The organism is Bilophila sp. T19-St14 (assembly GCF_059728385.1).
In genome coordinates this window covers 2,352,854-2,367,353 of the sequence record NZ_BAAGFT010000001.1, presented here as the reverse complement: position 1 = coordinate 2,367,353, position 14,500 = coordinate 2,352,854, and the positions used below count along the sequence as shown (strand labels likewise).

The window sequence follows — 14,500 nt, the reverse complement described above, 5'->3', positions numbered from 1 at the left end:
TCTTTCGTACCCTAACCTATTGTTTCAGGTTTGACAAAGGTGCGCCATGCCCCTCCCTCCGACCTCCCTTTCCGCGGCGGGTATGCCCTCCGGCCACGCCGCCCCGGACAGAAACGCCTTGCGTTCCGAGCTGATGCGCGCCCGCAAAGCCCTTGCCCCCGCCGAGTGGGAACGCCATTCCGCCGCCGTCCAGCGGCGTGTCCTCGCCCTCCCCGAATGGCGCGAAGCCCGCACGGTCGCCATGTATGTCGCCGTGCGGAACGAAATTTCCACCGATGAACTTATCAGGCGCGCGTGGGCCGAGGGCAAACAGGTGCTCCTGCCCCGCTGCCTCCCGCCGAGCGCGGGCGAGGGAATCATGGAATTCGTCCTGTGCCGGGGCTACGATGAACTGGCGCCCGGCGCCTTCGGCCTCTCCGAGCCCGGCCCCGCGTGCCCGCCCCTGCCCCGCGCGGGATGGGAACGGGACGCCGCCGGAACCTTCGCCCCGCCTTCCGGGACGGATGCGTCCCTCCGGCTGCCGGATCTGATCCTGGTCCCCGCCGTGGGCATCAGCCCAGCCGGGGCGCGCCTTGGGTACGGCAAAGGCTTCTACGACCGCCTGCTCGCCCTGCCCGGCTGGGGCGGCGCGAAGCGGCTGGCGCTGATCCATTCCCTCCAGATAGCCGCATTTCCCGCCGGGCCTCTGGACATCCCCATGCACGGCTACGCCACCGAAAAGGAACTCATATGGCTCTGAGCTTCATCCCCTTCGCCTTTCCCGGCATTCCGGGCGTCCGCTGCGCCTTCCAGACCCGCGATTGGGGCGTTTCGGAAGGGCCCTATGGGGGCGGGAACATCGCCTACACGGTAGGGGACGATCCCCTGCGCGTCTCGGCCAACCGGCTGGATCTCGCCGCCACGCTTGAGCTTGCCGAAATCGCCGAGCTCGATCAGATCCACGGCGACACGCTCGTTTTCGATCCCCCCTCAGCGCCGCTGGAGCGGTTCGTGGAGCCGCCCGCCTTTCCCAAAGGGGACGGCCTTGCCACGGACAAGCCCGGCATCGGCCTGCTCATCAAGACCGCCGACTGCCAGCCCGTCCTCGTCGCGCACAAGGAAGGGCGCCACATCGCGGCCTTCCACATCGGCTGGCGCGGCAACCGCCTGCGTTTCCTCCAGTCCGGCATTGCGGCCTTCTGCGGGCGTTACGGCCTCGACGCCCGCGACCTGCTCGCCGTGCGCGGCCCGAGCCTTGGCCCGCAGCGTTCGGAATTCGTCAATTATGATGAAGAATGGGGCCCCGATTTCGCCAACTGGTTCAATGCCCGCGACAAGACCATGAACCTCTGGCGGCTGACCCGCGACCAACTGCTGGAAGCGGGCCTTCCGGACGAAGGCATCTTCGGCCTCGATCTGTGTACGGCGTCCATGCCGGACAGCTTCTTCTCCTACCGCCGGGACGGGATCTGCGGGCGTCAGGCCAACGTCATCTGGACAGTCTGAATGCCCATGCTGCTGGACATCCGGGATACGGTGGCCGACTATGCGGAACTCATCGCCCGCGTGGTCGGCGTGGACGTGGAAGTCGTGGACGCGGGCCTGAACCGCCTCGCCGGGACGGGCCTCTATGCCTCCGGGGTCGGGGAAAACATCCGCGCCGCGGGCGAAACCTACCGCCACGTCATGCGCATCCGGCGCTCGTTCGTCATGGAGACGCCCCGCGAGCATTTCATCTGCACGCGCTGTCAGGGGCGCGGCCTCTGCCGCGAAACCCTTTCCATCAGCACGCCCATCATCGACGGCGGCGACGTGCTCGGCGTCATCGGGCTCGTCTGCTCCACCGACGAAGACCGCGCCCGCGTCCTCGCGCACAAGGACGTCTACGTCCAGTTCATCGAGCGCTGCGCGGAATTCATCCTGCACAAGCTCCACGACCACGCCGACCTGCTCCGCGCCCGGTCGTTCCTCGACATCATGCTGCGGATCCTCGAAATCAACAGCCGGGGCATCGTCATCTTCAACGCCAAGGGGGGCATTTCCTACCTGAACGACATCGCCCGCCGGGATCTTGGGCTCAAGGGCGGCGGCCTGCCCACGGACGTGCAGTTCAAACGGACAGGGGAATCCTTTTCGGATCTTGAGGAATTCGTGGTCACCGCCCGGAACCGCAAACACACGCTCATGGGGCAGATGACCCCGCTCGCGCCTTCGGACTACCACTTTGCCGCGGTCTTTACCTTCGAGTCCCTGCCGCGCATGGCGGATCGCGTCTCTTCCCTTGGGGACTCCCTTTCCGGCGTCGAGAACCTCATCGGGCGCTCGCCCGCCATGCTCCAGCTCAAAGATCAAATCCGCCGGATCGCGGGCTCCACGTCCACAGTCCTCGTCACCGGCGAATCCGGCACCGGCAAGGAACTCGTCGCCCGCGCCATCCACGCCGCCAGCGGCCGCCGGGACAAGCCGTTCATCGGCATCAACTGCGGGGCCATCCCCGACGCCCTGCTCGAAAGCGAGCTGTTCGGCTACACTGGCGGCGCGTTCACCGGCGCGAGCGCCAAGGGGCGCATCGGCAAATTCGAGCTGGCCCACAAGGGCGTGCTGTTCCTCGACGAAATCGGCACCATGCCGCTCTACCTGCAAGTGAAGCTGCTCCGCGTCCTGCAGGAACGGGCCTTCACCCGCCTCGGCTCCAACCGGCTCATTGAGGTGGACATCCGCATCATCGCGGCGGCGAACGAAGATCTTGCCGGAGCGGTGCGACAAGGCCGTTTCCGCGAGGATCTCTTCTACCGCCTGAACGTGATCCCGTTACAGGTTCCGCCCCTGCGCGAGCGCCACGGCGACATCGAGTTGTTGTCGTCCCACTTCCTCGCCCGCTACAGCGCCCGGTTCAACAAACAGGCCCCGTCGCTCGGCCCGGACATGCTCGCGGCGCTCTCCGCCTACCCGTGGCCCGGCAATGTGCGCGAGTTCGAGAATGTCATGGAATTTATGGTCAATATGGCCCCGGCGTCCGGCGGGGTGCTGCATCCTGACATGCTCCCCGCCTCCGTGCGCGGGGCCCTGCCCCCTTCCGTGCCCCCGCCCGCCGCGCCGCCCGCCTCCGGCGGGATCATCCCCCTCCGCGATCTGGAGCGCAACGCCATCCTGGACGCCGTCCGCCGCTGCGGGGACGACACGCCCGGCAAGAAGGCCGCTGCCGCCGCCCTCGGCATCGGCGTCGCCACGCTGTACAGGAAATTGAAGGACTACGAAGGCGCATGACCTTTCCGGCATGCGGCATTTCCGGCGGATGCGGTTCCTCCCGCCTGAGAATACGCTACAGGCTCTTTCTCCAGTTTTTCCGCTAGTGGTGTGGCTCCGCACGCCTGGGACACCCGGCTTCTTTGGACAGCAGCTCCTGACGGGCGGGGTGTGGCCCCGCACGCCTGAGAATACCAGGGTTCCATGTACATCATCCGCTGGAAAAGGGATATGACTCCACACGCCTGAGAATACCAAAGGCCGCAAGGCTTTCCCGCCGCTTCTCAAGGTGTGGCTCCGCGCGCGCCTAGGAATATTCCCGACAAGGGCCCGTATTGGCAATGGAGCAAGGTATGGCTCCTCCCGCCTGAGAATACGTCGGCCTCCTGCTGCACGTCCGAGCACGGTATGGGTGTGGCTCCGCGGAGAGTACGCTTGGGGAGACGCCCGCACCTCGGACGCCCTTTTCATCCGCCGTTCGCCGCCTCTTGCCCCGCTCCTGCCAAAGCAAACGGCCAGACGCCCTTCGACCGGATCCATCGCGGCGGCGAGGCTCCTTCCGAGGCCGTTTCCCTCCTTCCAGTCTTGCGATTTTCGGCAAGACACGCTATGCTTATCCCCTTGTGTGCTATCCGGGCGAGAGTGGCGGAATTGGTAGACGCACTGGACTTAGAATCCAGCGGATTTCCGTGGGGGTTCAACTCCCCCCTCTCGCACCAGAAAGCCTAACGGCGCATTCATAAACCTCGTGTTTTGATTGATAAAAAAGTTCGTCCGCCCCTGAACGGGCCGGCTCCCCTAAGGAGGGAATCCCCATGGAATTTGTCGTTGAAAGCCTTTCCCCCACTCGGAAAAAGATCGCCTTCACCCTGACCGCGGATGACGTGAACGCCGCTATCAACACCGCCGTCAAGGGCTTCCAGAAGGATCTGGTCCTGCCCGGCTTCCGTAAGGGTAAAGTCCCCGCGTCCGTAGTGGAAAAGCGCTTCGGCGAAGACGTGTACGCCCGCGCCACGCAGGACGAGATCAACGCCCTCCTCCAGAAGGCCCTCAAGGACTCCGGCCTGACCCCCGTTTCCAGCATGGAAATGGACAATCATGACGCCTTCGCCCGCAATGCCGAATTCAAGTGCAACGTCGCCTTCGACGTGCTGCCCGAAATCGAATTCCCCAACTATGAAGGCCTCGAAGTCGATCAGGCCAAGGCCGACGTGTCCGACGACGACGTGAACGAAATCATCGAAAACCTCCGTGGACGCATGGCGGAACTCACCGAAGTGACCGAAGATCGCCTTCCCCAGGACGGCGATACCGTGGATGTCGACTACTCCGGCGCCGATGAGGAAGGCAACAAGATCGACGACGTGCAGGGCGAAAACTTCGGCGTGGCCCTCGGCCAGGGCCAGGCCCTCCCCGATTTTGAAGCCCTCGTGAAGACCGCGAAGGTCGGCGAGGAAAAGACCGGCCCCGTGAACTTCCCCGCCGACTACCCCCACAAGCCGCTGGCCGGCAAGACCGTCACCTTCACCATCAAGGTGAACAAGATCCAGACCAGCCAGAAGCCCGAAGTGAACGAAGAGTTCGCCAAGAAGGTCGGACAGGAAAGCATTGAAAAGATGAAGGCCTCTATCATCGAGCACGTTTCCGCTACGAAGGCCCAGGCCGCCCGCAGCGAAGCCATGAAGAAGCTCATCGACGGCCTCCTTGAAAAGGTTTCCTTTGAAATCCCCGAATCCATGCTGAACGCCCGCGTCGAGCGCGTGGTGCAGGAACAGGCCATGAAGCTCCAGCGCATGGGCATCGACGACCTCCGCAAGGATCAGGCGCAGGAAGAAAAGCGCGAAGAAGCCAAGAAGGAAGCCCTCGAAACCCTGCGTCCTCAGGTGTTCCTGATGGCCCTCGCCCAGAAGGAAAACATCACCGTCAGCGATCAGGAAGTGGAAATGGCCATCTACGGCATGGCCATGCGCGCCCAGCAGGACTACAAGAAGGTCAGCGAAGCCTACCACAAGAGCGGCCTGATCTATGAACTGCGCGACCGCATCCTCGCTGACAAGGCTCTGGAACTGGTCTACAGCAAGGCGAAGATCAACGAAGTCCCCGCCGTGAGCCTGAGCGCGCCCAAGAACGCGGACTAGTCCGTTTTCCGCCCGTTTTTTTGGAGAAATGAGGAGAGGGGAGTGTCCGCACTCCCCTCTTTATTGTATGTGGCCCCTGTGCTATTTCCCGTTTTTACGGCTTCATCCCAAGACAACGGCGCAATCGTGCTTATCTGACGGGGAAAGCCCTGATGCCCCAATCATCATATGGAGACAGTATGCAAGACATTCTTGATATGACGGTGCCCATCGTCGTCGAAACGTCGGGCCGCACCGAACGCGCTTATGATATTTTTTCCCGCCTGCTGAAAGACCGCATCGTGCTCCTCGGCTCCGAGGTCAACGACCCGGTGGCGTCCCTCATCTGCGCCCAACTGCTTTTCCTCGAATCGCAGGACCCGGAAAAGGAAATTTACCTCTACATCAACAGCCCCGGCGGTTCCGTCACGGCTGGCATGGCTATCTATGATACCATGAACTACATCACCCCGCCCGTCGCCACCGTGTGCATGGGCCGCGCCGCCAGCATGGGGGCCTTCCTCCTCAGCGCGGGCCAGAAGGGGATGCGCTACGCCCTGCCCAACAGCCAGGTGATGATCCACCAGCCCCTCGGCGGGTTCCAGGGCCAGGCCACCGACATCGACATCCATGCCCGCGAGATCCTGCGCATGCGCGAGACCCTCAACGGGCTGCTGGCGAAGCATACCGGCCAGCCCATCGAAAAGATCGCCCAGGATACCGAACGCGACAACTTTATGACCGCCGAAATGGCGCAGGCCTATGGTCTGGTGGACAAGGTTCTCGCCTCCCGCCGTGACCTCCTCGCCGAAAAGTCCGAATAGGAAGAGAGATGCCTAATACCACTCCCCCGAACGAACCCCGCTGCTCTTTCTGCGGCAAAACCGAAACGCAGGCGAACCAGTTCGTCTCCGGGCCGGACGGCGTGCATATCTGCGACGAGTGCATCGCCACCTGCAACGAAATGCTGGCCCAGAACACCATTGAGCAGGTCCGTGAAGATGAACGCCTGCTCACCCCGCAGGAAATCAAGGCCCGCCTCGACGAATACGTCATCGGGCAGGACGAGGCCAAGAAGATCCTCGCCGTGGCGGTGCACAACCACTACAAGCGCGTCTTTTACGCCGACGCCCTCAAGGGCGACGACGGTGTGGAGCTCGAAAAGAGCAACATCCTGCTTGTCGGCCCCTCCGGGAGCGGCAAGACGCTCCTCGCCAAGACGCTGGCCCGCGTCCTGCGCGTGCCGTTCGCCATCGCGGACGCCACCACACTGACCGAGGCCGGGTATGTGGGCGAAGACGTGGAAAACATTCTGGTCCAACTGCTCCAGAACGCCGACTACGACCTTGAAGCGGCCCGCAAGGGGATCATCTACATCGACGAAATCGACAAGATCTCCCGCAAGGCCGACGGCCCGTCCATCACCCGCGACGTGTCCGGCGAAGGCGTCCAGCAGGCCCTGCTCAAGATCATCGAAGGCACGGAGGCCAACATCCCCCCCAAGGGCGGACGCAAGCACCCGCAGCAGGAATTCATCCGCATGGACACCTCGAACATCCTGTTCATCGTGGGCGGGGCGTTCATCGGGCTGGACAAGATCGTCGAGCAGCGCATGCGCGGCGGCAGCATGGGCTTCGGGGCCAAGGTGGAGACCAAAAAGGAGCGCACCCTCGGCGAGCTCCTTGAGCAGGTGCATCCCGCCGACCTCGTGCAGTTCGGGCTCATCCCCGAATTTGTGGGCCGCATCCCGGTTCTGACGCATGTGGACGATCTCGGCGAGGACGACCTCGTCCGCATCCTGACCGAGCCCAAGAACGCCCTTACCCGGCAGTATCAGAAGCTGTTCGAGCTCGACAACGTGACCCTGCGCTTCACCTCCGACGCCCTGCGCGCCATCGCCCACAAAGCCATCGAGCGCAAGACCGGCGCGCGCGGCCTGCGCAACGTCATGGAAAGCGTCATGCTCGACATCATGTATCAGCTTCCCTCCATGCCCGGCGTGAAGGAGTGCGTCATCAACGACGCGGTCATCGAAAAGAAGGCCCCGCCGCTGTACATCTACGACACCGAAGCGCACATCGCTTCGTAAGGTTGAATGCGGGGGGAAGGGAAACCCTTTTGAAAAAGGGTTCTCCCTTCCCCCCACACCCCCCATCCTTTCCAAAAACTTCTGACGGGTGGGGAGGAAACGCGGCGGGCGTTTCCTTTTGCGATAAAAAAATTTCCGCGCGGCCCCTCACGGCATACGAAGCCGGGCTGGGGCCCGTTACAAAAGTCTTGGGAAGATGAGAGGAGGGGGCCTGGGGGAGGGGAGAAGGAAGCCCTTCTTCAGAAGGGTTCCTTCTCCCCTCCCCCAGTTCCGTACCCTCTAAAGGAGCAAGCATGAACGAAACGAACGACGCCATCACCAGCAATGCAACACTGGAGGGATTCGAGCTTCCGCTCATGCCCTTGCGGGAGGTGGTCATGTCGCCGCACTCGATCATGCCCCTCCTCGTGGGCCGCGAAGCCTCGATCAAAGCCATCGAAAGCGCCGTGAACAACTACGGCAAGCGCATCTGCCTCGTGACCCAGCGCGAACCCGAACTGGAAAAGCCCAATCCGGCGGATCTCTATGCCGTTGGCGTGGTCGGGCGGGTGCTCCAATACATGCGGCTGCCCGAAGGCCCGATCAAGGTGCTCTTCGAGGGCCTGTACCGCATCGGCTGGCGGCCCCTGACGCCCGAAGATCAGGAAAACCCCTTCGGAAAGGATGCCTTCCCCAAGGTCGTGGTCACGCCGCTGCCCATCATACGCAATGACGGCCCCGAAACCGAAGCGCTGGTTCGGGCCACAAAGGAAATCCTCGCCGAATACGCCCACACCAACAAAAAGCTCACCCCGGAGATCCTCTCCGCCGTCACCGCCCTGCGCGACCCCGGACAGCTTGCCGACACCATCCTGCCCTTGCTCAAGATCGAATACCCCAAGAAGCAGGAAGCCTTGGAGCTCTCCGACCCCGGACAGCGGCTTGAAAAGATTTACGAGCTCCTGAATACCGAGATGGAGCGGGTTTCGATGGAACGGCGCATCAAGAGCCGCGTCAAAGACCAGATGGATAAAAACCAGCGGGAATACTACCTTTCCGAGCAGATCAAAGCCATCAACAAGGAAATGGGCCGCGAAGACGATCCGCAGGCTGAAATCGCGGAGCTTGAGCGGATGCTCAAGGCCAAGAACATGCCTGAAGAAGCCCGCGAAAAAGGCATGTCCGAGCTCAAGAAGCTGCGCATGATGGCCCCGGCCTCCGCCGAATACGCCATTGTCCGCAACTATGTGGACTGGATTCTCGAACTGCCGTGGAATGAGATGCGGGAAACCAGCATCGACATCCCCGAAGCCCGCGCCATCCTCGACGCCGATCATTTCGGCCTTGAGAAGCCCAAGCAGCGCATCCTTGAATTCCTCGCCGTCCAGAAGCTCACCAACGCGCTCAAAGGCCCCATCCTCTGCCTCGTCGGGCCTCCCGGCGTGGGCAAGACCTCGCTGGCCCGCTCCGTCGCCACGGCCACGGGGCGCGAATACGTGCGCCTGTCCCTCGGCGGCGTGCGCGACGAAGCCGAAATCCGCGGCCACCGGCGCACCTACGTGGGGGCCATGCCCGGCAAGATCATCATGGCCCTCAAGCGCGCCAAATCCAGCAACCCGCTGTTCTGCCTCGATGAAATCGACAAGATGAGTTCCGACTACCGGGGCGATCCCGCGTCCGCCCTGCTGGAAGTGCTCGACCCCGAACAGAACAAGACGTTCAACGACCACTACCTCGACATCGACTACGACCTGTCGAAGGTGTTCTTCATCACCACGGCGAACTCGCTGCACAATATCCCCGCCCCGCTTCAGGACCGCATGGAAATCATTGAGCTTTCCAGCTACCTCGAAGTAGAGAAAAAGCACATCGCCCGCGACTTCCTCCTGCCGCGCCAGATCAGGGAGCATGGCCTCAAGTCCGGGAACATCTCGCTGCCGGAGGAGACGCTCACCGAGGTCATCCGTTCCTACACGCGCGAGGCCGGCGTCCGCAATCTTGAACGCGAAATCGGCGCGCTGTGCCGCAAGACCGCGATCAAGCTGGTGGAAGAAGACAACCTCGACCAGTGCGTGACTATTGCGCCGGATGATCTGGAAACCTATCTCGGCGTGAAGAAGTACCGCATGGACGAAAACGAAAAGTCCCCCAAGGTCGGCGTGGTCAACGGGCTGGCCTATACGGGCGTGGGCGGCGTGCTGCTCAATGTGGAAACGGTGATCATGCCCGGCAAGGGGAGTGTGGCCACCACCGGCAAAATCGGCGAGGTCATGAGCGAATCCGCGAAGGCGGCGCTTTCCTACGTGCGTTCCCGTGCCGCGGCGCTTGGGCTCAAGCCCGATTTCCACAGCGAGATCGACATCCACACGCACTTCCCCGAAGGCGCGACCCCCAAGGACGGCCCCTCGGCGGGCATCGCCATCACCACGAGCCTCGTTTCCGCCCTGCTCGGCATCCCCGTGCGGCATGACGTAGCCATGACCGGCGAAGTCACCCTGCGCGGGCGCGTGCTTCCCATCGGCGGCCTGCGCGAAAAGCTCCTCGCCGCCAGCCGCGCAGAGATGGCGACCGTGATCATCCCCCGCGACAACGCCAAGGATCTCAAGGAAGTGCCTGACGAAATCCTCCAGACCCTGCGTATTGAGCTTGTGGATCATGTGGATGAGGTGCTCCCCATCGCCCTCGACGCGCCCGCGGACGCCATTTGGGACAAGAGCGACTGCCCTTCCCTTATCGAGTCCCTCCGCCGCCATCACGAGCCTGCTGTGGCGCCGATGGCGGCGGCGCAGTAGGGGGGAGGAGATTGGGGAGGGGAGGAGGAACCTTTCTGGAGAAAGGTTCCTCCTCCCCTCCCCAAACCCCACCCCTCCGCCTCCCAAGACTTTCGTAAGGGTCGATGAAGGGTGGGGTGGCTTGAAAGGCGGGGTGTCGGCGCACGTCCCCCGGTGCTGCGCCCAAAAACTGGTTTCGTAAGACATTTGACGGCAGTTGGTTGATATAATGTTGCAGTAATTGATTTCGTTGAACTTTTTAAAGGCGCTTGTTGGCGTGCATTCCCGGTGCCGTGCCCAGGAAATTGGCTTTTCACGGCACTTGATTGATGCAGTGTTGCAGCGACTGATGTTATCGGGTTCTTTGAAGGCATTTGTCGGCGTTCCCTGCGGCGGAAAAGTTTTCCTCAGTATTTGCCTTGGATTACATGGAATACAATACCAATCGGTTGCTGCGGTACGGCCTTGTTTTTTGATGCGAAGGGACTCCCTCCGGGTTCCCTCCCCACCAGTCAAAATTTTTGCGGGAGGGGTGCGAGCCTCACTGCGGGTTCGGGGGAGGGGCTTGTTTTAAAAAGCCTCCTCCCCCGTGCCTCCCTCCAATACCCCAAACCGCAGGGACGGCCCTGCGGCTGCCTGCGAACCGGGGACGGCCTCGACAACATGGCGAGGTAATGTATGCACTGGATTTTGCTTGTTTTTGCAGGATTGTTCGAGGTAGGCTGGGCCATCGGCCTGAAGAGTTCCCACGGGTTCACGCGGTTCTGGCCTTCGGTGGCGACGCTTGTCCTCATGGCCTTGAGCTTTTTCCTGCTGGCCTCGGCCCTGAAACACCTCCCCATCGGCACCGCCTACGCGGTCTGGACGGGCATCGGGGCCGTGGGGACGGCGCTGCTCGGCATCGTCCTTTTCGGAGAATCGGCATCCCCGGCGCGCCTCCTGTGCATCGGGCTGATCCTCGCGGGCATCGCCGGGCTGAAACTGCTTTCCGACGCATAACGGCTTATTGTGAATGGACAAGGGTGAAACGGTATGGCACGCATTCTGATCATCGACGACGAGGAGCCCATCCGGTTCTCGCTCCGGGGCATTCTGGAGGACGAAGGGTACGAAGTGCTTGAGGCCGCCACCGCCGAGGAAGGGCTTGAAGCCGCCGACGCGGAACGCCCGGATCTCGTTTTCCTCGACATCTGGCTGCCCGGCATGGACGGCCTCACCGCGCAGGCCCGTCTCAAGGGGAACCACCCCGATCTGCCCGTCGTGATGATATCGGGGCACGGAACCATCGAAACCGCCGTAAGCGCCATCCAGCAAGGGGCCTACGACTTCATCGAAAAGCCCCTTTCTTTGGAAAAGGTCGTCATCGTCGCGGCCCGCGCCCTTGAAGCTGGCTCCCTGCGCCGGGAAAATCAGGTGCTCCGTACCGTTTTGCCCGAACAGGACGAACTCATCGGCCAATCCCCGGTCATGCTCAAGTTCCGGGAACTGCTGGCCCGCGTCGCCCCCACGGACGTATGGGTGCTGCTCACCGGCGAAAACGGCACGGGCAAGGAACTCGCCGCCCGCGCCCTTCATGCCGGGAGCCGGCGCGCCGATGCGCCCATGATCGCGGTGAACTGCGCCGCCATCCCCGAAGAACTCATCGAAAGCGAGCTGTTCGGGCATGAGAAGGGCGCGTTCACCAGCGCGGATCAGGCACGGGCCGGACGCTTTGAAATGGCGAACAACGGCACGCTGTTCCTCGACGAAATCGGGGACATGAGCCTGAAGACGCAGGCCAAGATCCTCCGCATCCTTCAAGAGCAGTCCTTTGAGCGCGTGGGCGGCACGCGGACCATCAAGGTGGACGTGCGGGTCATCGCCGCGACGAACAAAAACCTTGAGGAGGCCATTGCCGCCGGGACATTCCGCGAAGACCTGTACTACCGGCTCCGCGTGGTTCCGCTGCACCTACCCCCCCTGCGCGAGCGCGGGGGGGACATCGATCTGTTGCTGGCGGCCTTCACGGAACGCCTGTGCCGCGTACACGCCTGCAAAGCGCCCGTCTACGCGCCGGAAACGATGGAACGCCTCCACCATTACCCGTGGCCCGGCAACGTGCGCGAACTGCGCAATTTCGCGGAACGCATGGTGATCCTCTTTGGCGGAAAGACAGTCCTCCCCGTGGATCTCCCGCCGGAAATGATCCCGCAGGGCAAACCGGAGCCGTCTGCCGGGGCCGCCCCCGCCGACTGCGAACAAGCGTTCCTGCCGCAATCCGCGGTACTGGCCCCGGATCTCGATTTCAAGAAGGCCAGGGCCGTGTTCGAGGCCCGCTACCTTGAGGCGAAGCTCCACGAATGCGGCGGCAACATCACAAGGCTTGCCGAGACCATCGGCCTTGAGCGCAGCTACCTGCACCGCAAGCTGAAAGGGTATGGGATTTCTTCGGAGTAGCGCCCCCGTTGCCCCGTTTGGGCAATGAGGAAAAAAGGCTCCACCGGAGCCTACAACCACAAAAGCCTTAGGAAAGAGCAGGACGGGGTTTAAGGCGGGGAGGGAAAAGCCCTCCCTCAGGGAGTTTTTCTCTCCCTTCCTCAAGCCCCTCCTAAAGGAGCATTTGCATGGAATTGCGTTTTCAGGCCGGAGGGCCGGAGAGTTGGTCGGCGGATGCGGTGATCGTGTTCCTGTCGGAAGACGAGAAACTGGAAAAAGCCTACCCCGAACTGTTGGAAGCCGCGCCGTGGATGTCCATTGCGCCGGGGATGCGTGACTTCCACGGGAAAAAAGGCGAAATGGGCCTCCTCTACGGCCCTCCCGCGCACCCTCTGCCCCGCGCCGTCGTGGTCGGCCTCGGCAAGCTCGACGCGCTGACGTATGCGGAAACGCTTGAAGAACTCCGCAAGGGAGCCGGAGCCGCCGCCGTCCGCTGCCGCGAGCTCGGCGTGGGCACGCTTGCCCTGCCCGTTTCCGGGCTGGCCCGCTTCAACGCCGATGTCGAGCGCACCATTGAAGAAATCGTCTGCGCCGCCATGCTCGGCCTGTGGCGCAACAAGGCGTTCAAGTCCAAAGAGCCCGAAGACGCCGATCCGCGCTGGCTGGCCCTGCTGTTCTGCGACGCCAGCGTGCCGGACTTCCCCCGCCTTGCCGCCCGGCGCGGCGAGACCCATGCCGAAGCCGTCATCCTCGCCCGCAACCTCGCCAACACCCCGGCCAACAGCCTCACGCCGGAAGGCATGGCGGAAGAAGCCCGCAAGCTCGCCCGGCGCCACGACATGAACTGCGAAGTGCTCGAACGCGAGGACATCATTTCCCTCGGCATGGGCGCGTTCGCCGCCGTCGCCGCCGGTTCCGTCAACGATCCGCGCCTGATCATCCTTGAGCACGCCCCCGCCGGGCATGCCGACGAAGCCCCGCTCATCGTGGTGGGCAAGGGCATCACCTTCGACAGCGGCGGGATCTCCATCAAGCCCGCCGCCGGGATGTGGGAAATGAAGGGCGACATGGGCGGCGCGGCCGCGGTCATGGGCCTGTTTGAAGCCCTCGGCCAGCTCGAAACGCCCCGCCGCGTCATCGGCCTGATGGCTTGCGCCGAGAACATGCCCGACGCCCGCGCGACCCGTCCCGGCGACGTGGTGAAGACCCTCAGCGGCAAGACCGTGGAAATCGTCAATACCGACGCCGAGGGGCGCCTTGTGCTTTGCGACGCCCTGACTTACGCGCAGCAGCGCTGGAACCCTTCCATGATCGTGGATGTGGCGACCCTCACGGGCGCGTGCGTCGTGGCCCTTGGCGACGACGTGGCGGGCCTGTTCTGTCAGGACGCCACCCTTGCCCAGCGCATCAAGGACTTCGGCGACATCGTGGGCGAACCCTACTGGCCCTTGCCGCTCTGGGATCGCTACTTTGAGTTGCTCAAGAGCGAAACCGCCGACTTCGCCAACGCCGGGACGCGGGCGGGCGGGGCGAGCAGCGCCGCCGTGTTCCTCAAGCAGTTCATCACGTTCGACGGAAGCTGGGCGCATCTCGACATCGCCGGGCCCGGATTCGTCACCCGCAAAATCCCCAACTGTCCCGCGGGCGGCACCGGTTTCGCCGTCCGCACGCTGATCGAGCTGGCGGAGAATAAATAGTATACTTGGGGAGGGGCGGGGAAACCTTTCTGGAGAAAGGTTCTCCCCGCCCCTCCCCAAACCCCTCCCCACCCCTTCCCAAGACTTTCACCTGTGGGGGTGAGGGCAAGGCAGCGTCTCTTCCGAGATATTCGCCTTTGCAATGAAGGCAGCATTTCAACTGTATGAAATTCAAAATGAATTTTTTCGAAAATCATCGAAAGGGAG

Annotated in this window: 10 protein-coding genes and 1 tRNA gene; all 11 read left to right on the top strand. The window is 62.9% G+C overall.

Annotated elements, in window-relative coordinates; translation table 11 throughout:
• The first annotated feature begins 46 nt into the window (after window positions 1-46).
• Window positions 47-739 carry a 5-formyltetrahydrofolate cyclo-ligase gene (locus AC6I1V_RS09985; RefSeq protein WP_486853643.1) on the top strand — a complete coding sequence of 231 codons (693 nt, stop codon included), beginning with the start codon at window positions 47-49 and terminating at the stop codon, window positions 737-739.
• On the top strand, window positions 730-1,485 hold the full coding sequence (locus AC6I1V_RS09980) for a purine nucleoside phosphorylase YfiH/LACC1 family protein (protein ID WP_486853642.1): 756 nt from the start codon (window positions 730-732) through the stop codon (window positions 1,483-1,485). Before AC6I1V_RS09985 ends, AC6I1V_RS09980 begins: the two co-directional genes overlap by 10 nt.
• Window positions 1,486-3,246, top strand: a complete 1,761-nt coding sequence (locus tag AC6I1V_RS09975) for a sigma-54 interaction domain-containing protein (protein ID WP_302552797.1) — start codon at window positions 1,486-1,488, stop codon at window positions 3,244-3,246. It abuts the gene before it with no gap.
• A gap of 615 nt (window positions 3,247-3,861) precedes the next feature.
• Window positions 3,862-3,944: transfer RNA gene (locus AC6I1V_RS09970), tRNA-Leu, on the top strand.
• A 96-nt stretch (window positions 3,945-4,040) separates the two neighbouring features.
• Entirely contained in the window at window positions 4,041-5,363 is a 1,323-nt protein-coding gene (gene tig, locus AC6I1V_RS09965; RefSeq protein WP_308770383.1) for a trigger factor, read from the top strand.
• A gap of 179 nt (window positions 5,364-5,542) precedes the next feature.
• Window positions 5,543-6,166, top strand: a complete 624-nt coding sequence (gene clpP / locus AC6I1V_RS09960) for an ATP-dependent Clp endopeptidase proteolytic subunit ClpP (protein WP_302552794.1) — start codon at window positions 5,543-5,545, stop codon at window positions 6,164-6,166.
• A gap of 8 nt (window positions 6,167-6,174) precedes the next feature.
• Window positions 6,175-7,431 (top strand): ATP-dependent Clp protease ATP-binding subunit ClpX, encoded by a 1,257-nt coding sequence (gene clpX, locus AC6I1V_RS09955; RefSeq protein ID WP_302552792.1) that lies wholly within the window; start codon window positions 6,175-6,177, stop codon window positions 7,429-7,431.
• 293 nt (window positions 7,432-7,724) lie between these two features.
• Window positions 7,725-10,202: an endopeptidase La gene (lon, locus tag AC6I1V_RS09950; protein WP_337430488.1), complete on the top strand. Its 2,478-nt coding sequence runs from the start codon at window positions 7,725-7,727 to the stop codon at window positions 10,200-10,202.
• A gap of 657 nt (window positions 10,203-10,859) precedes the next feature.
• The gene (gene sugE, locus AC6I1V_RS09945; protein WP_302552790.1) at window positions 10,860-11,180 is read left to right on the top strand and encodes a quaternary ammonium compound efflux SMR transporter SugE; all 321 of its coding nucleotides are present in this window, start codon (window positions 10,860-10,862) and stop codon (window positions 11,178-11,180) included.
• Window positions 11,181-11,213: 33 nt separating this feature from the next.
• Window positions 11,214-12,617: a sigma-54-dependent transcriptional regulator gene (locus tag AC6I1V_RS09940; RefSeq protein ID WP_486853640.1), complete on the top strand. Its 1,404-nt coding sequence runs from the start codon at window positions 11,214-11,216 to the stop codon at window positions 12,615-12,617.
• A gap of 167 nt (window positions 12,618-12,784) precedes the next feature.
• Complete coding sequence (locus AC6I1V_RS09935) at window positions 12,785-14,293, top strand: leucyl aminopeptidase (RefSeq protein ID WP_486853639.1); 1,509 nt, start codon at window positions 12,785-12,787, stop codon at window positions 14,291-14,293.
• Window positions 14,294-14,500: the final 207 nt, after the last annotated feature.